Origin of the sequence: Ralstonia nicotianae (assembly GCF_018243235.1) — a bacterium.
GTDB classification, from domain to species: domain Bacteria; phylum Pseudomonadota; class Gammaproteobacteria; order Burkholderiales; family Burkholderiaceae; genus Ralstonia; species Ralstonia nicotianae.
In genome coordinates this window covers 3,245,366-3,265,985 of sequence record NZ_CP046674.1, presented here as the reverse complement: position 1 = coordinate 3,265,985, position 20,620 = coordinate 3,245,366, and the positions used below count along the sequence as shown (strand labels likewise).

The window sequence follows — 20,620 nt, the reverse complement described above, 5'->3', positions numbered from 1 at the left end:
AAACGATCCATGTCCGAAGGCTTGAACGTTCTCTTCATCGAAGACGATCCGCCCGTCCGCCAGGCCACCGCGCAGAGCCTGGAGCTTGCCGGCTTCCAGGTCCAGGCCTACGCCAGCGCCGAGGAGGCGGTCGGCCGGATCGACGCCGATTTCTACGGCGTGGTCGTCAGCGACCTGCGCCTGCCGGGCGCCAGCGGGCTCGACGTGCTGGCGCATTGCCAGTCGTTCGGCACCGGCATTCCGGTGGTGCTCGTGACCGGCCACGGCGATATCACGATGGCCGTGCAGGCGATGCGCGACGGCGCGTTCGATTTTATCGAGAAGCCGTTCCCCGCCGAGCGCCTGACCGAGACCGTGCGCCGCGCCGTCGAGCGCCGCGCGCTGGAGCTGGAAAACCGCGCCCTGCGCCGCGAGCTGGCGGGGCCGGCGGCGGGCACGCGCATCATCGGCCGCTCCCAGGCGATGGCCTCGGTGCGCGCGCTGATCGACAACGTGGCCGCCACCGACGCGCCGGTGCTCATCAACGGCGAGACCGGCACCGGCAAGGAACTGGTCGCGCGCAGCCTGCACACGCTGTCGCCGCGCCACGACAAGCCGTTCATCGCGCTGAACTGCGGCGCGGTGCCCGAGCAGATCTTCGAGAGCGAGATGTTCGGCCATGAGGCCGGCGCTTTCACCGGCGCGGGCAAGCGGCGCATCGGCAAGATCGAGCACGCCTCGGGCGGCACGCTCTTCCTCGACGAGATCGAGAGCATGCCGCTGGCGCTGCAGGTCAAGCTGCTGCGCGTGCTGCAGGAGGGCATGCTCGAGCGCCTGGGCTCCAACGCCTCGGTGCGCATCGACGTGCGCATCGTCGCCGCCGCCAAGGGCGACATGGAGGCGCTGATCGAGGCCGGCGGCTTCCGGCGCGACCTGTACTATCGCCTGAACGTCGTCGCCATCGACCTGCCGCCGCTGCGCGAGCGCCGCGAAGACATCATCCCGCTGTTCGAGCACTTCCTGCTGGAGGCCGCCGTGCGCTATCAGCGTCCGTTGCCGATGCTGTCCGAGCGCCAACGGCACGAACTGATGCAATCGAACTGGCCCGGCAACGTGCGCGAGCTGCGCAATGCCGCCGATCGCCTGGTGCTGGGCGTCGGCCGCACGCCCGTCGTCTCCGATGCGGCGGAAGACGGCATGCCGCTCAAGGAGCGGGTCGAGCGCTACGAGCGCACGGTGATCGCGGAGACGCTGGCGCGCACCGGTGGCTCCGTCCACCAGGCCGCCGACATCCTGCAGGTCGGGCGCGCGACGCTGTACGACAAGATCAAGCGCTACGGCCTCTGACCGGCCGTTGCCGATCCGAATGAAAAACGCCCGGCATCGACCGGGCGTTTCTGTTTCGGCGGCGCCATTATGACGGAGTTACCCCTTGAGCCACGCCCCAGCTTCAGGGGATGATGAAGAGCGCCCTGCGAGGCGCTTTTTCATTACCTAGCAAGGAAAAATCGTAGCCGGTGGCCGCTCGCATCCCGAGCCGGCGGGATAAGTCCCCTGCGTTTACGAAATTTGCGCAGGAGAACGCGATGGGGATTCAAGTATTCAAAGGGGTAGCGCAACAACGGGCGAGGCTGCTTGGTCAAATCAAGCGGCTGGATGAGCGTATGCGAGCTGACCAAGCGAAGCGAGACGAGCTTCAGCGCAAAGTGGCCGCATTCGACGAGGTGCTACGGGAGCAAGGCATCGATATTGACCCGGACATGTATGCGCCAGTTAAGCCGACGCCTCGCAGAACGTACTTCGCCCATGGTGAGCTGCTTGGCCTTTGCTTTGATGCTATGCGGCTCAGGAAATGTCCTGTGACGACGCCAGAGCTTCTGGATTACGTTGTCGCACAGACTGGCGTCCGCTGGAAAACACCAGAAGACCGCTACGAAACTCGGCGCTCTATCAAGAACGCGATGCGTGTGCAGGCCAAGAAGGGGCTTGTTGTGCGTGTTGGTTCGACGGGGCTCCGGCACGATGACATAGCTATTTGGGCGCTACCGGAATACGCGGCTGTCGAGCGTGACGACCTGCAAGTTCACACCACACACGACGTTGAGGCTGCGTGATACCCGGGGACCTCAGGCGGCGAGTGCTAGCGCCGGTGCCGACAATTGAGCGAAGGCGTCTAATGCCTGCGAAACCGGGGCTTCCAGTTTCAGCAGTTTGGACAGGCGCCGGACATCTGACGGTGAGGTCTGGCCCACCGGCCGCAGGTCAATGTGACGGGGCGCGGGCGTGAACGGCTCGCCCATCAATTTCGTGCGTGGCTTCTGATACTTCTGGAGGTCCTTGCAAGGCCCCACAGTTGCCAGACGGCGTAACGAGTCCGCCAGCCGTTGTGCAGGCGAGCGCCGACGAAACGTTTCCCGCCACGCGCATTCGGCAAAGTAGAGGTGCAAACGGGGCTTGCTCATGCGGTGATACGTGCCGATTTCCATTCGGCGCCATCGGGAGAACGCGCTCTCGACGTAGTTTGTATGCCACCCTTCCGGGCTCTTGTAGTGGGTATCGTGGTTGACGCGCCGGACCTCGTAGTGGGCCCGCAGTGCGGCCGTTGCGCCGGCGTTGTCCGAATAGAGGATGGAGCCCTTGGCCACGTACCGGTCCAACGCTTGACGGATGAGCTCGTAGTTTTCCGTGGGGAGCGGGATGCCCATGACAAAGTCGGAGCCGCCACCCTCTGGGTTGCGCCGCACGATACCCAGAATGCACTGCTTCTTGGGATTGCTTCGGCGGGGTTCGCTCGTGAGAGGGTACTCCTTGGCAGCGGCTTTGGTCGCGTCGGCCTCTGCAATGCCTTGAGCCAGAAGTCGCTTGACCATTCGTTCTCGGCGTTTTGTTTGCCGTTCTGCCTTGGCTTCCAGAGTCCGGTCATTGGGCTTGCGCAACCCTTTCAACACCCAGACGACATCAATATCGAATTCGCCGGTCATCGGCTTGGCCGGCGGCGTAGCCCAGAAAGCCCAACGAATCTTGTGAAGCAGCAGGTAGGCCGCGCGGTAGCTGATATTCAGCTTGTGGCTCATTTCGATGGCGGAGCGACCCTTTGCGTTCGTCACGAACAGGTAGATGCCTTTGATGATGGTCCAGAGCGGTAGCTTCGTTCCATCGAACACACTGCCGGACTTCAGAGAGAAGTCGTGACCGCAGCTGCGGCAGCGCCACTGCTTGTGGCGCAGCCGAGGCATGTGACTGCAAACCAAACCACACCGTGGGCAAATCTGTTCGGTGAAGGAGCTCCAGCGGTAAAACATGAACAGGGCATGCGCCAGCGGTTCGTTCCGGGTAATGAGCGAGTTGAACTCGTCGTCCTGTAGCGAACGTGCCATCGGGGATAGCAGGAAGTGCTGCGCCATATCGTGTGCGAGATGGCCTTATAGAAGGCGCAGCGTCCTGACGAACGAAATCAGCCACAGCGGGTTCTGCTTCCCGTTCTTCTTGAAATGGGAACGCGGTACGCGGACAGACGTGATGCCCGCCACATTGGATAGGTTTGCTGATTTCTGGAACACGAATTCCCCCGGGCATCTCGGTGAAGACCGAGGCGCCATTGCTTTTTGAACCTTGTTTTGGGTCAGGCAGAAAGTTGCCTGGTGAGGTCGGAGGGAATTTGTGTTTGGCTGTGGCGATTGCAGATTGCTCTGCGAGTATCTCCGTGGTCTAACGAGCAGCCGACTCGTTTGCCGGACGAGGGGTCCTGGCACGACTACGAAGTCAGTTTGACCTCGAGCGTGAGGCTACCACAGGTCGCGTGGTTTCATTTCCAACGGTGGGCACGATGTCACAAAATTACCACGGGCAAGGTGTGCGCTCCCGCGTTGGAAGCTGACGGCTGATTATCGGGCGCGAGCGTGGAGCAATCCATCGGGGCACATATTTGCCTAGGCATTCATTTGGTTGTGCTTGACAAGGTACGTGGCCTGAATAGAATTTAGCTGCCTAGCATTATTCGGCGAAAGCCGAATCGGGTAGTGAGTCACTATCCGCCTGGGATTTCCTGTCGTCGGCGAGGGATTCGGACACGTCTCCCCGCCAGTCGGCGGGGGTCCGTGTCCGAATCCCTCGCTGCATCCAGTAGGCATGTTAAAAGACTATATAGCGTTGCCGAAACCCAAGCTCGGGGACGCATTGAAACGCTTCTCAACGGCCCTTAATGCGGGCCGTTTTTCTATTCGTCGGGAACTCTCCTTAATTTTCCTGTGCGGTGCAAATCAGTCCGATTTGGTCCCCTCCGCACGGCGACAGTATTTAAAGAAAACGATTGAAGCAGCTCTGCCCCATGCACGAATTGTTTACGCAGAACTCGTCATGGAGGAGCTAGCGAAACACGGGAAAGTAAAAAATCTTCTCGACATTGAACACAAGATATCAAACATTGCAGATTGGATTCTAATCGTTCTGGAGAGCTACAGCTCTTTTTGTGAGTTGGGCGCTTTTGCACATCAGGGCTTGCGGAAAAAGCTTCTTGTCGTTAACGACTCAAAGTTTAGAGCACAACCCTCCTTCATAAATCACGGCCCCCTTCAGGCAATCAAAGAGGACGTGGCCGAAGACCGCATAATATGGTATCCAATGGGCGCGACTGGCATTCAAGAGTTGGACGCCATTGGTCTGACAGTGCCAGGCATACTCAAGCACCTCAGCCCTTTGAGGAAAAGGACTAGCCTAGATAGAGACGCTCTCTTGCCAAGCGCGGGAAATCAAGCCTCATTGTTCTTCTTGCACGATATCATATATTTGTGCGGCCCTATTACTCATCAGGAAACAATCGAAATATACAAAAGCATATTTGGTTCGCAACCATTTGAAGACGTAAAATCCCTTCGGGGAATACTGCACGCATCGAAACTGATAACCCCGATAGCTAACGCAGGGGAGTCTTCATACATATCAACCGCAACCGAGACTTTTATTAGTTTTGGAGGAAGTGCTGATAGTCTTATTTCAGCTTTTCGCCGATTCCATTTGAAGCACAACCCAGGGCGACTGGTTCATGCCTAGTCTAATAACTTTAGCCGCCACGGAGTGCTTCGTTCCAGAAATCTGGGTTCGCGATGTCATCCGTCTAGGGCCCAGCAGAGTTAAGCGTCTCCGCATAAGAAAGAAAAGCTCCGCCTCATATAGAGTAATTAAAAGACCTTCGGCTGAGTTGGAAATTTTGCAGCGCTGGCTCACTCTAAAATTCTTTGAAAATCTTGAGATGCACGACGCAGCCATGGCATTTAGGCGCGGACGCTCAATATTGACAAACGCACAGCACCACGTCGATTCAAAGTATTTTTTGAGAATAGATTTCACCAACTTCTTCCCTTCAATAAAGTATGATGACCTGAAAAAGTCGGTAGATAAGTCAAGCAAAAACAAAGGCACCTTCGATGCATATCATGATGCAGACCTATTCATCAAAAGGGTTTGCTTTGACGAAAATGAGCGGCTGCCGATTGGTTACATATCGTCGCCGGCCATATCCAACGCGGTAATGCTTGAATTTGATGAGAAAGTCCATCGTCTCATTGAAAGTAATGAGGAGAAGTTGGGGGCTGGCAAGTTTACGCGATATGCCGATGATGTTGTTTTCTCCACCGACAAGAAAGGTGGCTGCACCGAGTTTTTGAAAATATTTAGTTCGCTAGTGGATGGCACCACGTCTCCGAAACTTTCCATCAATGAAAAGAAGACTATCTTTTCTAGCAAACTTGGGGGCAGCGCTATTGTCACGGGACTTAGGGTTTGCCGCGACAGCCACATAACGGTCAATAGAGAATACAAAGACCAGATAAGGCTCATGCTTTCCCTTTATGAGAAGGGGAAGTTAGACAAAGAGGAACACAAGAACTTGAAGGGGCACTTGAGCTACGTGAGAAGTGTTGCTCCTGCTTTCTTCTCTCGTCTTTGTGCAAAATACTTCAAGTCGATTGAGGAATTTATGTGACGTGATTCGCGTTAAGCCTGTGGCGAAGGTTTCGTATTATATTGGCCAGTTCGTGCAAGAAATTTGAGCGCATACCAGCTGATTACCATCAAAGAGAAATTCGCTGGTTGCAAAGAAGGGAGATGAGATGCGACTCCGCCGTTTCGAAATTCGCAATTTCAAGGCCATTGCTCATGCCAGCATCGAATGGAGCGACCTTCTCGTTCTGATTGGCGAGAACAATTGCGGGAAGTCGAGCGTGCTGGCAGCGCTTACGTGTTTTTTGAGCGGTAGTGGCATCAAGGATTCGTCGCTGTTTCGCCGGCACCTTACCGATGCACAGAACGCAATTGAACTTACTGGATATTTCGACGAACTTACGCCGGCCGAAGAGCAGCAGGTCGCCGTGCGCGGGCGCATGACGAATGGCGAATGGGTGCTCAAGAAGAAGTACTGGTTTGAGGCGGGAGGTGATGGTGACGATGCTGAACGTGGTGGTTGGAAGGAGCAACTTTTCTCCTATTCGTCCACGGACACGTTCGCCGGATGGCCCGACCCCGACACCGCATGGGGAGCCTTTCCTGCCGATTACGAGCCGCTGATTCAGCAGCTTGCCAATCGAGGAGCGCGTCCCTCCAATGCGTCACGTGAGGCTCTTCGAGAGCTAGTGCGGGCACAAAGGCCGGACCTTGTTGTTGCTGGTGAGCCCGATTGGGTACCAAACCCAGGAGGAGGTGGAAACTGGAAGTCAAACGCGAACTCCATCATTCCGCGAGTCATCTTTGTTCGAGCCGTTCATGAGGCGTCCGATGAGACGAATGCGAAAGATGCCTCGACTTACGGGAAGCTCGTAAATCTCATCGTCGAACGGCAGCTTTCGCAACGACAGGAGATGACGGACCTGAAGCGAGCGCTTGACGCGGTGTTAGAGCTGTTTCGGCCAGATGAGCAGCATCCCGAGCGACAAGCGGACGAGATACGCGACTTGCAAGCACGTATTAATCAAGGGCTTAGCGACGTTATCGGCGGTCAGGCACTCATCAGAACCGAGCCGCCCGAGCTACGTGAGCTTGTAATGCCAAGCACGTCGCTCGTAATTCGAGACCCGCTTGCAGGTATTGAGACGGAAGTTGGGCATCAGGGGCACGGTCTACAAAGAACGTTGGTCATGACGCTGCTGCAATTGCTGGCTGAGGCCCAAACGGAGCCACCGGCAGGAAACGGTGAAGGATTTGCCCGAGCCACGGTCCTGCTGGTTGAGGAGCCCGAACTGTACCTGCATCCGCAGATGGAACGACTCATGCGGGACGTGCTTTACAGGCTGTCCTCGCAGCAGGGCATGCAAGTGGCATGTTGCACGCACTCGCCGGTGTTTCTCGATATAGCTGAGAGGTATAAGAGCATCGTCCGCCTGACCAAGCAAGCCAACGGCGACTCAGCAGGTCATCAGGTCACTCAAGACCTTTTCCCTGCGGTTGGTGACCGAGCGGAAAAAGAGAAGCTGCAAACCGTTGCGCGATTTCACCCTACAGTCAACGAGCTGTTCTTCGCGAAGCAGGTCGTACTGTTCGAGGAATTTAGTGCAATCGCTGCCTTCGAGCGTGCTGCTGACCTTTGTGGGCTGTTCGAAAGGCATCGGCGTTTGCGACGCGAGGTCTCACTCGTGGACTGTGATGGAAAGAAGAATATCACCGCCTTCCAGCGCGTCTTGAACGCATTCCACATCCCATACCGGGTTCTGCACGACGAGGACGCAAACAATCCTGCCGCATTTGCCGAGAATGCGCGTATTGCGGCAGCCCTTCCGCCGGGCGCGGTGAACGCTGTACACGCAATCAGCCCTAACGATTTGGAGGGGCTATTGGGCTATGTCGCCTCCAAGGGTACGAGCAAGCCATTTGCGGCAGTGAAGAAGGTGGAGGAGCTGCACACCACAGCAGCATTTCCTGTGGCGTTTACGGAGGCCATGAATATGGTGTACTTCGGCCAAGCCACCGAGCCGGCTCCAGCAGCATAGGTTGGCACAAAAAAAGGGGCAGTCGCACGCCGCGCCATGCGAGTCACTCAAGTCTTACGACTTTGCTGCCGATAATGAGATTCCCACAATGAATAACAAGGGATGAGCTCATGGCGACCGAACTCGAGCATCCTGAGGCATATTACATTGATGCCAACGGTGTTCAGCAAAAAATCCGCGCTGAGGAATTATTCGACGTATCCAAGCGCGCGCTGGCGGCTGAGCACCACCTGACAGATAAAACTGGCCAAATTGACTTACACCCTCGAGCACGAGATGGCGCGACTCCTCATTTCGTGGCGACCGGTGTGCGAGGAACACGGAGTGTGTTTGAGGGCGAGAAAGACCCCACTCATGACGCGCGTGTCGAAACACTACTTCGCAAACTCGAAGGCGCCCGAACTTGGCGGCTAGGGCTTGGCAATTGGGTAAACAGACCAAATGGCCAGTTCAACTGGGAGGTAAAAAACCCTATCGCCCTACAGTTCTACAAATGGGGGAACGAAGTTTATCGCATCGTCACCCGGAATGCGATTGTCCGTCACGACTTGTTTGGCCAAGCCCTCAGACTAGACATGTCGGTGAATCAGCCGTGGGTTGCCATTGAAGTCATTCACACGCACTTCCCGGAGGAAGAGGCGTTCGCTGCTATGCTCGAGATGAGCGAACGCGTGCCGTTCTACGTGTTGTTCGATTTTACTGTCATGGAGGACAAGTTTGTTCGTGTCGAACCCAAGGCGAACGCCATCATTTACCGGGAATGGACTTACCTCATTCATGACGGACACGTCTGGAGAGGGGAGCAAAAGCAGGACATCAGGACATCCGCTGCACTGAGGACTCACGTCTTGGCTTTGTTCAGAAAATGGAACATCAAATTCTGACGGAGGCTAGCTCCTCTTGCACGATGCTTAGACCAAGATGCCACGGATTGTGATATTGCCCCGGCATAGCTGCTGCGCCGTACCAAAGGGCGTCGACGTCAAGCCGCTCAACCTCTTGGTCGCCCCAGCTCGCTATGCAATGAGCAATGGCGCTGGCATCCTCTTGGAGTTGTAGCGCATTTTGCCTGCAATGGAGCTTCTCTTCATAACCCTGTGCTGCCTCAGCAGCAAGTCCCCACTGTTTGGCCAGTTCAAGCCTGCTTCGATAAATTTCGCCGAGCTTCATCGGATTCCTCCTTTTAGGAAACCTTGTATAGCAAGTCGTCACGAAAGTTACCGAAAGCAGAAAAACATAACGTCGATATCCCTATGTTTTTCTCACCCAAGAAACTCTACAAGTATCTGTCCGCTAAAGGCGCGAACGCAATGCTTTCAAGTCCGGTTCCAGAACTATGGTTCCGTTTGCCCAATCAATTGAATGACCCCTATGACTTGACGCCGGTTGGTTCTTGCGCAGATGAGTTTGGTGGCATTGGGGTGTTCTGCATGAGCGAGTCCGCAACGTCAGCGCCCATGTGGGCGCACTACGCTTCGAATGGCGAGGGAATTGTCCTCGAATTCTCCGTGAACGCCGATTTCTTTCGGACCTACTCTCCGGCCAAGGTGCAGTACAGTGGCCGGAGACCGACAGTCAAAAATCCAATCAAGGCCCTCACCACCAAAAACCGCGAATGGAAGTACGAAAGAGAGTGGCGATGCTTTATCACGCCGCCTTCAACGATGGAGGGCCCAATTCGATTTCTCGGACATGAAGAGGCAATTAGCGTACCTCTGGATTTGAAGTCCGTTACGGCAATCATTCACGGTCACGACAGTCGGGTCGATACGAGCAAGTTCCTTGAGCGAACGGATGCGGCACACATCCGGGAGTTTGTATGTCGGACAAATGCATGGAAATATGGATTCGGTATTCGGGAGATAGGCGACCTCGACTACATGTTTGAGCAAAGGGATGCTGCGCTGTGGGGGCGGCGTCATAGGAAGTAGTAGCGTGAGATGAGCAATAAGGCTGCTCTTATCCCCAACGCTTCCCGTGTAGGTGGTCAGCCACCGTCCGCTCCACCGCGATAGGTTCCCGCCGCCATCGCCAATCGCCTCATCGAACGACCTGCACACGAACACCTTGGACGTACGGAGGAATTCCGCCGTCGCGGAAGACGCAGGTCACCCGCAAATACGTTCCATCCAGCACCATGGTTTGGGTAATGGGTTTAGTCGCATCGCACACGTAGGAGGCGAGCTGCGAATTGAAGTCGGGCGAGGCGGGTCTAATCTGTAGCGTCGCACCGGGTGCGCACGAGTAGAACTGCCCTTGAGTATTTGTGCCACCCGATATCAATATGCCCTCATAGCCTTTCTGGGGATGAACGAAACATTGGTTTCTGTTGCTGCCAATGCTTGGGGGCGTCGGAAGGAATGCGGGCTGTTTGGATTGCGTGACTGCTGCCGTGGGGACGGACATCTTGCCAACATTCGGTGTAACGGCACAACCAGCGCTAAGAGCGGCAACCAAAGCGGCCAACATCAAGTGCTTCATCTACTCCTCCCGGTTTTTCTTCGGAAAATCGTGTGTTACCTGGCAGCGTCAGCGCCAATGTCGCACCGCCGCTCGCAGCAAGGCGCCGGCGAACACCAAGAGCATCCGCGTGAGCGAGACTTCGTGATATGTGTCTGCGGAGCTAATAGGCTGGGACTCCCGCGCAGGCAAGCCTCGGAGAGTTCTCAGCTTGCGACGGACCCAGGCACGGCGGGCTGCTCCACAAAATTGTTCTTCTGCAGAGCCCGGCATGTCCGAGATGACATGAACCTCGCAGCCGTCGACGTAGCCGGAAACCTTGTGGCCACGGGGACTCTGCGAGCACCAGGCGGTATAGCCCCAACAATTGATTTCTAGCGCCATTTCGATACGTGACTACTGTGAGCCTGCAAGGACTTCGTGCGTAATGTCCCGATACGCAGCTATGCGATTGACGTAGCACCAAGCTGCCCAAACGTAATCACCATCACCTTCTGTATCCGGGCCAGGGTCGCCCTCGAGCAGGTATCTCCGTCCGGAGCGCGTTGAACCAACGCGAGCAGGCATATCAAGCTCGACAACGACAGAGCTGACGCGCCCGGTTCCACGGTCAGGGCGAACACCGACAAAGTGCCGGCTACCGTCGCCCGTCTCCATGACTCGCCAGTTGACCAGCACTACTTCCGGAACGTCAGCGACAGGCCGTGAGCGCCAAATCGTCACAAGTACCCTCGGTTCTAAGCCGCGTTGAGCTGACGAAGCTGTTGGACCTCGCGATTCAGTTGGGCAAGCTTGGTGGCAAACTCTTCTTGGACGCGGCATTCTCCGAGGCCGAGGTGTCGATTGGGGCAAACCAGTCGGTTCTCGAATGACTCGGGCCAGCAGTGATTGTTGTCGTCGAGGGCCAACCAGGACTGGATGCCCTTGCCGTTCACGTACCTCACGATTTGGTCGAATCGGCTGAGTTCGTTCCACTCGTAAATGTCAGTGCAGAACTCGTACGTTGTGCCGACGACTCGCTCTTGCAGCGTGGCAGGCAGGTAGCTTTTGGCTTCATCCAGACCGAAAACCCGTGCCCAGAGGGTCGACAGCACAATCCGCACTTCGGAGTACGGCTCGAGCAAGTCAACAAGGAGCTGGACATGCTCGAACAGTTGGTGACCACCCGACAGCAGCAAAGGGGCACCTTTCACGCAACGGACGTTATCGGGATGCAGACAGCCGTCGTAGTCCAAGAAGAAGACAGGAGACATCGTGCAACGCGGCTTGAAAGCCGGAAGTTGTAAAGGGAGGGGGTACGGCTTGTGCCGGAGTTGACGCGTCTGAGCTGTTCTACTTCTGCCCGCGCCACAAAAGAACAATATATTGTGCATAGTAAGGCAGACGACCTTTTTGCACAATATGTTGTGTGGCTTGTTGCCGTGGCTGCCGTGAAACTCCCCGCACGTCTTTGGGCTTGGGGATTGGATGGACCGCATCACCGCGTTTGGGCAGGTTGTTCGAGAAGCGAGGCTCGCGAAGGGCCTTTCGCAGGAACGGCTAGCCGAGATGGCGGACCTTCACCGAAATTTTGTCTCGCTGGTCGAGCGTGGCCAGAGCAAAATTGCCCTCGATTCCCTTTTCTCAATTGCGGATGCCCTTGGCTGCCCCGCTTCCGAACTCCTGAGCCGAACCGAACTAATGGCTCAAAGGCATCCGGACGCTGTCCGGTAATAAGTCACCTCTCGCCGCGCCAAGAACACTCTGTCTTGGCAACCGCAACCCCAGAAAGCCAAAAAAAAATGGCCGCTCCTGTTGGATGGAGCGGCCTCGCGAGCCTGCGCTGGGCCTAAGCTGTACGCCCAGAAAAGTCAAAGGGTAACTCCGTCATAATGCCGTTCGGCGGGGGGCTGGCCTGGCTGTCAGGCCTGCTTGGCGAGCGTGTCCCGCAGCAGCGTCTCGAACGCGGCCCACTCCGGCTCGCCCACGTAGCGCTTGAGGATGCGGCCATCGCGGTCGACCAGGAAGGTGGTGGGCGTGAGCTGCACGTCGCCGAAGGCGCGGGCCGCGGCACCATCGGCGTCCATCGCCACCTTGAAGGGCAGCTGGCGCGTCTGGCTGTAGTTCATCACGTACATCGGCGGGTCATAGCGCATCGCCACCGCGACGAACTCCAGGCCCTGGCCCTTGAACTTGTTGTAGGTCTGGATCATGTTGGGCATTTCCTTGACGCACGTGGCGCAGCTGGTCGCCCAGAAGTTCACCAGGTAAACCTTGCCCTTAAGGTCTCGCGTGGACAGCTTCTGCCCGTCGAGCAGCGTAAAGCTGGCGGCCGGCACCTGCTGCGACGGCGAGAACGCGCGCCAGCCGAACCAGCCGGCGGCGGCCAGCACCAGCACGATCACCGGCAGCAGCCAGCGGCGCGCGCCGACGGCGGGCGGGGTGTCCGGAGAGGAGGTCAGGGACGAGGCCATGTCGGCAACGCTCCGCGAATCAAGGTGGGAAAGGCACCATTGTAGGCCGGTCGAGCCGATGCCGCCGATCGGCTGCGGCGTTTCGTCCATTGAGATGCCGGAGTTACCTCGCCTCGTTCAGCGCCGTCTCGTAGAGCGCAAGGTCGGCCGCGGAGAAGCAGCAGAACACGATGTCGTCTAGGTCGGCGCCGTGCTCCCGCACCGTGCGCACGGCGATCGGCGCGGCCAACTGCGGCGGAAAGCCGTAGACGCCCGTGCTGATGCACGGAAAGGCGATGGTGCGCACGTCATGCTGCTTGGCAAGCGCGAGGCTGTTGCGATAACAGGCCGCCAGCAGGGCCGCTTCGTCCTGCCGGCCGCCGCGCCAGATGGGGCCGACCGTATGGATGATGTAGCGCGCGGGCAGCAGGAAGCCCGGTGTGATCTTGGCCTGGCCGGTGCGGCAGCCGTGCAGGGCACGGCAGGCCTCGAGCAGCTCCGGTCCGGCGGCGCGGTGGATGGCGCCGTCCACGCCCCCGCCGCCCAGCAGGGCACTGTTGGCTGCGTTGACGATGGCGTCGCACGCCAGGGTGGTGATGTCGGCGCGCAGCGCGCGCAGGGTGACGGTAGGGATCGGCATGGCGCTTTCCGGTCACGGACCGGCCGGTTACATGGACTCTGTCCGATAATAGTCCGCTTGCGAACCGGTTGAACCCGCGCGGGAGGCGATGTGGCGGTCATGGCGAGGCGATGGTGGAGCGGTGCCCTGGGCGCGTCGGCATGTGCGCTGTTGCTGGCCTGTTCACCCAGGTACGACTGGCGTACGGTGCAGTCCGCCGAGGGCGGCTACAGCGTCGACTACCCGGGCAAGCCCACCGCCGAGGCCCGCCCTGTCATCATCGCCGGCCAGCGGCTGCCGATGACGATGCAGGCTGCCAGCATCGACGGAACGCTGTTTGCCGTGGGCGTGGTGGAACTGCCCGCGGACGATCCGATCTGGCGCCAGAACGCGGTTGCCGCGCTGCGTGCCGGGCTCGCCGGCAATCTGCGCGGCCACGTCGCCACCCGCGACATCGCCGTCAAGAGCGCGGCACAGCCGCCGGTATCGCTGCCGGCCGTGGAGCTGGTGGCACAGGGCACGGGTGGGGACGATCCGGCGCCGCGCCGGCTGACCGCTCGCATCGTCGCTGCCGGCCGGCATGCCTACCAGGCCGTCGTGCTGGAATCGGGAGAGGCCGCGCGCGACACCCGCCAGCAGGAGCAGGTGGATCAGTTTCTCGCCAGCTTCCACCCGTACTGATGCGCGCTGCGCAAGCTGGGCCGGCTCTCCGGCGCATGCTGACGAGCATCGGCGTGCCGCGCCGTTGTTCGTGAAGCGGCGGACGGCATCGTGCGGGACCGCAGCCGAACCGGTCTCGCCAGGCCAGCGGCGCGAAGACAATCAGCGCGGCGTATCGGCGAGGTCGAGGCCGACGCTGGCCTTGCCGCCGCGCGGGAGCTCGGTTTCGCGGTAGAAGCCGACACTGAGGCAGACGCGGTCGGTCTGGACGGCGCCGGCATATTCGCTCGGGTGCAGCAGGAAGCGTTGCTGCGCGTTGGCTGAAGGCTGGTCGGGGTAGATCCCGATCCGCGCGGTCGCGGCACTCCGGCCGGCGCGGTTGGGGGTGGTGACGTACAGGCCGGCACTGGCGTTGCGCGGCGGCTGGTAATGTTCGACGACGAGCACGAGCTGCTTGTCGCCGGCCTTGAGCCGCTCGATCTGTTCGGCAGGAAACTGCCGGCAGACCACGATGGGCTGTTCCGATGTCAGCGTATGCAAGGGCGGGAGCGAGGACATGTCACCTGCCGCCCATGCGGCGGGCGGCGCGGCAAAGAGTGCCAGGAAGAACCATCGGCGGGCGGTATGGAACATCGGCATCCTCGCATGGCGCGCGGCGAGGCCGCGCGCCTGGGCAATCCATCAATCAAATGACGGCGACCTCGATCGATTCGGGCGTCACGCCGCCGCTGCTCTCCACGGCAACGCCGGGTTGGGGTACGGCCACCAGGTTGATCGAAAAGTTGTCGTCCCTGATGTTGAGCGCCTTCAGCGTGTCGGTCAGGTTCACCATGGTCGACGGCAGGGCATGGTGGTCGTGTCCCGCCGCATGCGTCAGGAAGCTGAGCGAGGTGACGAAGTGCGGGTCGGTTTCCGGCACATCGAGGTTGGCGTTCGGCAGGTTGACGAAGACCCGGATGCTGATCACGTTGTAGGGGATCCTGATGTTCTTGATCAGGGCCACGACTTCGGTGGTACTGCCGGTACCAACATCGGCACCCAGGGCACCCGTCACGGTGCCGGCCTCGAACTGGACGGCGCTGTTGAGCGGTTCGACCGCCGTGGCAACCGGATGTTCCCCCTTCAGCACGCTGCGCAGCCGGATATGATCGGCCAGCTTGACGCTGTCGCCGGTCTTGAACAGGGCCAGCAGATGCTCGGCACGGGCGTTGTTCACCACCTTGTTGTCGGCGCGCGGCATGACGTCATAGCGGTAGCCCAGCGCCTCGGTGCTCAGCAGATCGCTCACGCCTTGCGTGTAGTACCGGCCCTGCGGATCGATGTAGTTGTTGGGGAACTTCATGCCCAGCCACAGCGGGTCGGTCGAGTTCTTGCGGCCCAGCGCGTTCCAGGTGGCCCATACCCGGTCGATATTGCCGTGGTGCATCATGAACACCGGGTCGCGCGGCGAGGCGGCGGTGGGCATGAAGGCGCCGATGTTGTTGTGGACGGTGTTGTGCGGCGTGCGCTCCAGGATGCCCTGGTTGCCGCCTCCCATCGGCACCCATTTGGGGTCGAGGCTGTTCTGTACCAGCGGCGGCCGGACCGAGCGGTCGACCGAACGGCTGGTGCCGAAGACTTCGAAGTTGGTTTCGGCATAGATCTTGTCCATGACCTCCTTCTGGCCGACGATGGCGTCGGTGAGCGCGTAGGGGCCGGTCAGCTCATTCCGGTTGGGCACGTAGAGCGGGTTCGTCTTGCCGTTGTAGGTCTTGGCGGTGAAGGCTTCGGGCAGCAGGCGGTCTTCGGTCCAGTTCCAGTACGGCATGGCGAAGGTCTTGTAGCCGGTGAGCGCGGCCACGGCGCGCTCGTACATCAGCACGAAGCCGCGGTGCCAGGGCAGGAAGTACCAGTCGCCGTGCGGGCAGTACTTGTAGCCGCCGTTGAGCGTACCGTGCTGGTTGGCAAAGCCGAGCCAGCTCAGCGCCTGCGTCTGGTCCTTGCCTTTCATGATGCCGACGAACTCGCGATAGGCCGACAGGTCCGGGTCGTCCATCTTCATGCCATGCAGGTTGCGCCGCACGCGCAGCGGGGCGGCATCGGCCGCAACAGCGGAGAGGCCGGTCAGCTTGCCCGCGAATACCGTGGCGACACTTGTCCCGGCGATTGCCTTCAGCACCGTTCTACGCACGACCATTGCATTTCTCCTGGATGGATTTCTTGGTGTTGTGATGGGGCGGTGCAGGAAGGCTGGCCGCCCGGATGCCCGCCCCTGCAATGTGCAGCGGGCACTTCAATTTAGAAAAGAAATGTCCGACCGCAAGCGGGCTCCCCGGCGCGTCAGTCTGCTTTCACGCCGCGCCGGTATTGGATGGCTTCGCCAACGTGCGCCGTATCGACAGCCGCGTCGCCCGCCAGGTCGGCGATGGTGCGGGCGAGCTTGAGCACGCGCGCATAGGCGCGGGCCGACCACGAGAAGCGCGTCATCGCCTGGCGCAGCAGGCTGTCGGCAGCGTCGGTGCGCGTGCAATGCAGATCGATCTCGTGCCCGGCCAGCAGTGCGTTGCGTTTGCCCTGGCGCGCCCGTTGCCGTGCATGCGCCGCCGCCACGCGCGCGGCCACGGCGGCGGTCGGCTCGCCGGGCGGGCCATCGAGCAATTCCTCCTGCGATGGCGTCGGCACCTCGATCTGCACGTCGATGCGATCGAGCAGCGGGCCGGAGAGGCGGGCCTGATAGCGATCCACCTGGTCCGGCGTGCACCGGCACGCGCGCAATGGATGCCCGCGATAGCCGCACGGGCACGGATTCATGGCCGCGATCAGTTGGAAACTGGCGGGGAAATCCGTCTGGTGCGCCGCGCGGGAGATGGTGATGTGGCCGGTTTCCAGCGGCTCCCGCAGGACCTCCAGCACGCGGCGCTCGAATTCGGGCAATTCATCGAGGAACAGTACGCCCTGATGCGCCAGCGAAATCTCGCCCGGCCGCGGCGTGTTGCCGCCTCCCACCATCGCCACCGCCGACGCCGTGTGGTGCGGCGCGCGGAACGGACGCACCTTCCAGCGCTGCGCATCGAAACCGCGCGTGGTCAGGCTCATCACCGCGGCGGCGGAGAGCGCCTCGTCGTCGCTCATGTCGGGCAGCAAGCCGGGAAAGCGCTGGGCCAGCATGGACTTGCCGGTGCCGGGCGGACCGATCATCAGCATCGAGTGGCCACCGGCCGCTGCCACTTCCAGGGCGCGGCGCGCCTGCGGCTGGCCGCGTACGTCGGCCAGGTCGGGATAGTGGACGCTGGCGCCGATTGGGGCGGGCACGGCGCTCGCCAGCTTGCGGTCGGGCGTGGACAGATGGTCGCAGACCTCGCTCAGCGTGTGCGCCGGCAGCACCCGGGTGCCGCTGACCAGCGCCGCCTCGGCGGCATTCTCGGTGGGCAGGACAAAGGCGCGAGGGCGCGGCGCATCGCCATCGGGCGGCCCCGGCTGGCGCGACAGCGCATATGCCATGGCCAGCGCGCCACGGATCGGCCGCAGGTCGCCCGACAGCGACAGCTCTCCCGCAAACTCGTGCGCGTCCAGGTGCGTGTGCGGAATCTGCCGGCTGGCGGCGAGGATGCCCAGGGCGATCGGCAGGTCGAAGCGGCCCGACTCTTTCGGCAGATCGGCCGGCGCCAGGTTGACGGTGATGCGCCGCGCGGGAAACTCGAAGCGGCTGTTCTGGATGGCCGCGCGCACGCGGTCCTTGCTTTCCTTCACCTCCGTGTCTGGCAGACCGACGATGGTGAAGGAGGGCAGTCCGTTGGCCAGGTGCACCTCCACCGATACCGCCGGCGCGTCGATGCCGGCCAGCGCCCGTGAACGCAGGACGGCAAGACTCATCGGGTGTCCCTCTCGCGGCAGGCAGGGGGACGGCGAACAGCGGTGGACAAAGGCATCGGGCAGCGGCGTGCAACGGTAGCGAACCGTCACTGTGCCAGCCGTTCCCGGTGGGCCGGCATCACGTATTCAAATTTGACGATTGAGTGCGCGGCGCCGGACAACAAAAAAGCCGGGGCGCAGGCCCCGGCTGTTCCAGTCAACAGGCCGGCTCAGGGGAAGGCCGGCATGGCGCCTTCTTCGCCGCTGAAATGGCCTTCCGGATGCGTCTTCTGCAGCAGCGCGCGGAGCTCGCTCACGCGCGAGCGCGGCACATCGACCATCAGCAGGAGCTGCCCCTCTTCCTCCACCGCTTTCTTGAACGGTTTGAGCCGGCTGTTCGGGACCGAGCTGCCGATCATGCTCGATGCCCACGCGCCGAACAGCGCGCCCAGCACGGTCGTGATGCCAATCATGCCCCACTGGGGCCCTTCGCCGATCACCGGGAACAGTGCCGCCACCACCCCGGCGATGATGCCTGCGCCGCCGCCGATCACCAGGCCGTTCTGCGTGGCATGGACGATGTCGGAGGTCTGCAGCAGGTTGGCCTCGTGCAGGCCGGTGAGGTCGGCGCCCTCGCGCGCGACGAAGTGGATATGGCGCTCGGTGATGCGCGCCAGCAGAAGGTCATTCATGACGCGCCGGGCGCTCGCCACGTCCGGCAGCAGAAAGTAGAGGCGATGTCGCATGATCGTTCTCCCATGGCATCGCTCGCGGCCTACGTCAGGCAGCGAGCCGCCAGAGAGCCGCTGGCAAAACCCGCCCGGCTGCGTTGTCCGTACCTGCGCGTGGCCCGGATCGGGCGCACGCAAGTTCGTGTCGGGCCTGACCGCCTACCGGGTTTTGCCAGCGGCCCGTAACGGAGTTCTAGATCAGTTCCGCCAGCCGAACAAGGCGGTTTTCGCTGTGCGCCGCAGCACGGGTGCGGTGGCCGGCACGGCGTGCGGCAACTCGGCGGGCGGCCACGGTCAGCGGTCGGTGGCAGCCGGTTCGCTCGTCTTCAACTGCGCTTCGAGCTGGGCCACGCGGGTTTCCAGCTCTTCCAGCCGGGCGCGCGTACGGGCCAGCACCTGGGACTGGACGTCGAATTCCTCACGGGTGACCAGGTCGAGCTTCGAAAAGCCCTGTGCCATCATCGCGCGGACGTTCTTCTCGATGTCGGCGGCCGGCGAATTGCGCAGCGCCTCGGACACGCGGTTCTGGAAGTCGGTAAAGAGATCGGTGGGTTTCATGAGAGTCTCCGAGGGTCGGCTTTCCGCGCCAAACCGGTGCATGCACCTAAATTGTGCGATGGAATTGCCATGCCATGGTGCGCGCCGCGCCTGCGGTTGCGTGCTTTCGGTGCCGGATTGCGGAAAAGCGGCGACTGTAGCACGCAACGACACGAAAACACGGCCGGTGCTCGCTGCGATGCGGCAATGGCGGCGTGGAAAAAACAGGGTCAGGTTGGGTCTTGCCGCACGTTGCGCCGCGTGCGTCAGAGGGCGCGCAGGATGCAATTCACTCTATCACAGCGCTTCCGGCACGCCCATGCGCACGTACGGCATCGTTGACAAAGCCGCCAGGAATAACCGATGGCGGGGTGCCGGCCTCTCTCGAAGCAGTCCGTCCCCATTTTCCGTGTATTGACGAAGGAGCGGCCTTGCCGGGCTCGGCCGTTCCGGACCCGAGGAGAGCGCCTAGCGCGAATATATGGACATGGCATGACAGTTGCAGAACCCTCGCCGATTTTTTTCTGTTCTTCACGTTCCATTTGCGCCTTTCTAAAGGGGGAGAGTCGTCATGAAGAAGTTCGCTTACGCAGCAGGCCTGTTGCTGCTGACCGGTGCCGCTGCCGGTGTGGGACAAAGCGCATTCGCCCAGACCACGCCTGCCGCCGAAGCGCCGGCCGCCGCTCCGGCGCCCGCGCTGACGGCCAATGTCACGCTGGCCAGCCAGTACCGCTATCGCGGGATCATGCAGTCCAACAACAAGCCGGCGATCCAGGGCGGCTTCGACTATGCGATCCCTGCCGGCCTGCTGCCCGAGGGCTTCTATGTGGGCAACTGGAACTCGTCGATCAGCTGGCTGAGCGACGCCAACTCGAGCGTTTCGGCGCCGATCGAGATGGATTTCTACGGCGGCTACAAGACCGAGATCGTCAAGAATGTGCCGATCGACGTGGGCGTGCTGCAGTACTACTACCCGGGCAGCTATCCCGAGGGCTTCACGCGCCCGCACACCACCGAAGGCTACGCGCAGATCGGCTACGGCCCCGTTACCTTCAAGTACTCGCACGCGTTCTCGAACCTGTTCGGCTTTGCCGATTCGCACCACAGCCAGTACTTCGACCTGTCGGGCAACTTCGACACCGGCTTCTGGGGCCTGACGCTGAACCTGCACGTCGGCTACCAGGACGTGAAGCACCAGAACCCGCGCGCTTCGTACGCCGACTGGAAGATCGGCGTGACGAAGGACTTCGGCAGCGGCTGGACGGCATCGCTCGCGTACATCGACACCAACGCCTCGCGCTTGGCCTATACCAACTCGCACGGCAACTACATGGGTAAGGCGACCGCGTTGCTATCGGTCACCAAGACTTTCCAATAACGATTCGAGGCGGCGCC

The 20,620-nt window shown here is 60.7% G+C and carries 20 protein-coding genes; 10 read left to right on the top strand and 10 right to left on the bottom strand.

The window, feature by feature from the left end; genetic code table 11:
* The first annotated feature begins 9 nt into the window (after nucleotides 1-9).
* On the top strand, nucleotides 10-1,326 hold the full coding sequence (locus GO999_RS15070) for a sigma-54-dependent transcriptional regulator (protein WP_011000296.1): 1,317 nt from the start codon (nucleotides 10-12) through the stop codon (nucleotides 1,324-1,326).
* A 239-nt stretch (nucleotides 1,327-1,565) separates the two neighbouring features.
* On the top strand, nucleotides 1,566-2,093 hold the full coding sequence (locus GO999_RS15065; protein ID WP_211906354.1) for a hypothetical protein: 528 nt from the start codon (nucleotides 1,566-1,568) through the stop codon (nucleotides 2,091-2,093).
* A gap of 12 nt (nucleotides 2,094-2,105) precedes the next feature.
* Here the strand turns inward: GO999_RS15065 and GO999_RS15060 are convergent, their stop codons facing one another.
* Nucleotides 2,106-3,383 (bottom strand): IS1595 family transposase, encoded by a 1,278-nt coding sequence (locus GO999_RS15060; protein WP_211906353.1) that lies wholly within the window; start codon nucleotides 3,381-3,383, stop codon nucleotides 2,106-2,108.
* Between the two features lie 724 nt (nucleotides 3,384-4,107).
* Here GO999_RS15060 and GO999_RS15055 point away from each other — a divergent pair.
* From GO999_RS15055 to GO999_RS15040, 4 genes are all read left to right on the top strand, one after another.
* The gene (locus tag GO999_RS15055; protein ID WP_211906352.1) at nucleotides 4,108-5,028 is read left to right on the top strand and encodes a retron St85 family effector protein; all 921 of its coding nucleotides are present in this window, start codon (nucleotides 4,108-4,110) and stop codon (nucleotides 5,026-5,028) included.
* On the top strand, nucleotides 5,021-5,959 hold the full coding sequence (locus GO999_RS15050; protein ID WP_211906351.1) for a retron St85 family RNA-directed DNA polymerase: 939 nt from the start codon (nucleotides 5,021-5,023) through the stop codon (nucleotides 5,957-5,959). The genes GO999_RS15055 and GO999_RS15050 overlap by 8 nt, the downstream gene beginning before the upstream one ends.
* Before the next feature lie 127 nt (nucleotides 5,960-6,086).
* A complete protein-coding gene (locus tag GO999_RS15045) occupies nucleotides 6,087-7,955 on the top strand; it encodes an ATP-dependent nuclease (RefSeq protein WP_211906350.1) in 1,869 nt (622 codons plus the stop codon).
* Nucleotides 7,956-8,065: 110 nt separating this feature from the next.
* On the top strand, nucleotides 8,066-8,839 hold the full coding sequence (locus tag GO999_RS15040) for a hypothetical protein (protein ID WP_211906349.1): 774 nt from the start codon (nucleotides 8,066-8,068) through the stop codon (nucleotides 8,837-8,839).
* Here GO999_RS15040 and GO999_RS15035 read toward each other — a convergent pair.
* Complete coding sequence (locus GO999_RS15035) at nucleotides 8,829-9,125, bottom strand: hypothetical protein (protein WP_211906348.1); 297 nt, start codon at nucleotides 9,123-9,125, stop codon at nucleotides 8,829-8,831. The genes GO999_RS15040 and GO999_RS15035 overlap by 11 nt on opposite strands.
* A 23-nt stretch (nucleotides 9,126-9,148) precedes the next feature.
* Between GO999_RS15035 and GO999_RS15030 the strand changes: the two genes are divergently transcribed.
* The gene (locus GO999_RS15030) at nucleotides 9,149-9,886 is read left to right on the top strand and encodes a DUF2971 domain-containing protein (protein ID WP_211906347.1); all 738 of its coding nucleotides are present in this window, start codon (nucleotides 9,149-9,151) and stop codon (nucleotides 9,884-9,886) included.
* Between the two features lie 1,266 nt (nucleotides 9,887-11,152).
* Here GO999_RS15030 and GO999_RS15025 read toward each other — a convergent pair.
* Nucleotides 11,153-11,668 carry an HAD domain-containing protein gene (locus tag GO999_RS15025; protein WP_211906346.1) on the bottom strand — a complete coding sequence of 172 codons (516 nt, stop codon included), beginning with the start codon at nucleotides 11,666-11,668 and terminating at the stop codon, nucleotides 11,153-11,155.
* A 214-nt stretch (nucleotides 11,669-11,882) separates the two neighbouring features.
* Here GO999_RS15025 and relB point away from each other — a divergent pair, with 214 nt between their 5' ends.
* Nucleotides 11,883-12,128 (top strand): type II toxin-antitoxin system RelB family anti-toxin, encoded by a 246-nt coding sequence (relB, locus tag GO999_RS15020; protein WP_211906345.1) that lies wholly within the window; start codon nucleotides 11,883-11,885, stop codon nucleotides 12,126-12,128.
* Nucleotides 12,129-12,316: 188 nt separating this feature from the next.
* Here relB and GO999_RS15015 read toward each other — a convergent pair whose 3' ends face one another.
* Both GO999_RS15015 and GO999_RS15010 read right to left on the bottom strand, forming a co-directional pair.
* Nucleotides 12,317-12,868, bottom strand: a complete 552-nt coding sequence (locus GO999_RS15015) for a TlpA disulfide reductase family protein (protein WP_029240201.1) — start codon at nucleotides 12,866-12,868, stop codon at nucleotides 12,317-12,319.
* A gap of 103 nt (nucleotides 12,869-12,971) precedes the next feature.
* Nucleotides 12,972-13,487, bottom strand: a complete 516-nt coding sequence (locus GO999_RS15010; protein WP_011000298.1) for an O-acetyl-ADP-ribose deacetylase — start codon at nucleotides 13,485-13,487, stop codon at nucleotides 12,972-12,974.
* 99 nt (nucleotides 13,488-13,586) lie between these two features.
* Between GO999_RS15010 and GO999_RS15005 the strand changes: the two genes are divergently transcribed.
* Nucleotides 13,587-14,147 carry a hypothetical protein gene (locus tag GO999_RS15005; protein ID WP_020371576.1) on the top strand — a complete coding sequence of 187 codons (561 nt, stop codon included), beginning with the start codon at nucleotides 13,587-13,589 and terminating at the stop codon, nucleotides 14,145-14,147.
* Between the two features lie 141 nt (nucleotides 14,148-14,288).
* Here the strand turns inward: GO999_RS15005 and GO999_RS15000 are convergent, their stop codons facing one another.
* The 5 genes from GO999_RS15000 to GO999_RS14980 form a co-directional block, all read right to left on the bottom strand.
* Nucleotides 14,289-14,765 (bottom strand): hypothetical protein, encoded by a 477-nt coding sequence (locus GO999_RS15000; protein ID WP_028860143.1) that lies wholly within the window; start codon nucleotides 14,763-14,765, stop codon nucleotides 14,289-14,291.
* Between the two features lie 46 nt (nucleotides 14,766-14,811).
* Nucleotides 14,812-16,302, bottom strand: a complete 1,491-nt coding sequence (locus tag GO999_RS14995; protein ID WP_011000301.1) for a tyrosinase family protein — start codon at nucleotides 16,300-16,302, stop codon at nucleotides 14,812-14,814.
* Between the two features lie 143 nt (nucleotides 16,303-16,445).
* Nucleotides 16,446-17,978, bottom strand: coding sequence for a YifB family Mg chelatase-like AAA ATPase (locus tag GO999_RS14990; RefSeq protein WP_011000302.1), 1,533 nt, complete (start codon nucleotides 17,976-17,978; stop codon nucleotides 16,446-16,448).
* Between the two features lie 209 nt (nucleotides 17,979-18,187).
* The gene (locus tag GO999_RS14985) at nucleotides 18,188-18,703 is read right to left on the bottom strand and encodes a hypothetical protein (RefSeq protein ID WP_011000303.1); all 516 of its coding nucleotides are present in this window, start codon (nucleotides 18,701-18,703) and stop codon (nucleotides 18,188-18,190) included.
* Between the two features lie 279 nt (nucleotides 18,704-18,982).
* Nucleotides 18,983-19,246 (bottom strand): accessory factor UbiK family protein, encoded by a 264-nt coding sequence (locus GO999_RS14980; protein WP_011000304.1) that lies wholly within the window; start codon nucleotides 19,244-19,246, stop codon nucleotides 18,983-18,985.
* Nucleotides 19,247-19,796: 550 nt separating this feature from the next.
* Here GO999_RS14980 and GO999_RS14975 point away from each other — a divergent pair.
* The gene (locus GO999_RS14975) at nucleotides 19,797-20,603 is read left to right on the top strand and encodes a TorF family putative porin (RefSeq protein ID WP_011000305.1); all 807 of its coding nucleotides are present in this window, start codon (nucleotides 19,797-19,799) and stop codon (nucleotides 20,601-20,603) included.
* Nucleotides 20,604-20,620 lie beyond the last annotated feature (17 nt).

What these genes read in the sequence shown, in the direction of transcription:
- GO999_RS14980 (WP_011000304.1), bottom strand. Translation starts at nt 19,246, where the DNA reads ATGAAACCCACCGATCTCTTTACCGACTTCCAGAACCGCGTGTCCGAG.
- GO999_RS15025 (WP_211906346.1), bottom strand. Translation starts at nt 11,668, where the DNA reads ATGTCTCCTGTCTTCTTCTTGGACTACGACGGCTGTCTGCATCCCGAT.
- GO999_RS15065 (WP_211906354.1), top strand. Translation starts at nt 1,566, where the DNA reads ATGGGGATTCAAGTATTCAAAGGGGTAGCGCAACAACGGGCGAGGCTG.
- GO999_RS15015 (WP_029240201.1), bottom strand. Translation starts at nt 12,868, where the DNA reads ATGGCCTCGTCCCTGACCTCCTCTCCGGACACCCCGCCCGCCGTCGGC.
- GO999_RS15070 (WP_011000296.1), top strand. Translation starts at nt 10, where the DNA reads ATGTCCGAAGGCTTGAACGTTCTCTTCATCGAAGACGATCCGCCCGTC.
- relB (WP_211906345.1), top strand. Translation starts at nt 11,883, where the DNA reads ATGGACCGCATCACCGCGTTTGGGCAGGTTGTTCGAGAAGCGAGGCTC.
- GO999_RS15040 (WP_211906349.1), top strand. Translation starts at nt 8,066, where the DNA reads ATGGCGACCGAACTCGAGCATCCTGAGGCATATTACATTGATGCCAAC.
- GO999_RS15045 (WP_211906350.1), top strand. Translation starts at nt 6,087, where the DNA reads ATGCGACTCCGCCGTTTCGAAATTCGCAATTTCAAGGCCATTGCTCAT.
- GO999_RS15010 (WP_011000298.1), bottom strand. Translation starts at nt 13,487, where the DNA reads ATGCCGATCCCTACCGTCACCCTGCGCGCGCTGCGCGCCGACATCACC.
- GO999_RS15035 (WP_211906348.1), bottom strand. Translation starts at nt 9,125, where the DNA reads ATGAAGCTCGGCGAAATTTATCGAAGCAGGCTTGAACTGGCCAAACAG.
- GO999_RS14990 (WP_011000302.1), bottom strand. Translation starts at nt 17,978, where the DNA reads ATGAGTCTTGCCGTCCTGCGTTCACGGGCGCTGGCCGGCATCGACGCG.
- GO999_RS15000 (WP_028860143.1), bottom strand. Translation starts at nt 14,765, where the DNA reads ATGCCGATGTTCCATACCGCCCGCCGATGGTTCTTCCTGGCACTCTTT.
- GO999_RS14995 (WP_011000301.1), bottom strand. Translation starts at nt 16,302, where the DNA reads ATGGTCGTGCGTAGAACGGTGCTGAAGGCAATCGCCGGGACAAGTGTC.
- GO999_RS15055 (WP_211906352.1), top strand. Translation starts at nt 4,108, where the DNA reads ATGTTAAAAGACTATATAGCGTTGCCGAAACCCAAGCTCGGGGACGCA.
- GO999_RS14975 (WP_011000305.1), top strand. Translation starts at nt 19,797, where the DNA reads ATGAAGAAGTTCGCTTACGCAGCAGGCCTGTTGCTGCTGACCGGTGCC.
- GO999_RS14985 (WP_011000303.1), bottom strand. Translation starts at nt 18,703, where the DNA reads ATGCGACATCGCCTCTACTTTCTGCTGCCGGACGTGGCGAGCGCCCGG.
- GO999_RS15005 (WP_020371576.1), top strand. Translation starts at nt 13,587, where the DNA reads ATGGCGAGGCGATGGTGGAGCGGTGCCCTGGGCGCGTCGGCATGTGCG.
- GO999_RS15050 (WP_211906351.1), top strand. Translation starts at nt 5,021, where the DNA reads ATGCCTAGTCTAATAACTTTAGCCGCCACGGAGTGCTTCGTTCCAGAA.
- GO999_RS15060 (WP_211906353.1), bottom strand. Translation starts at nt 3,383, where the DNA reads ATGGCGCAGCACTTCCTGCTATCCCCGATGGCACGTTCGCTACAGGAC.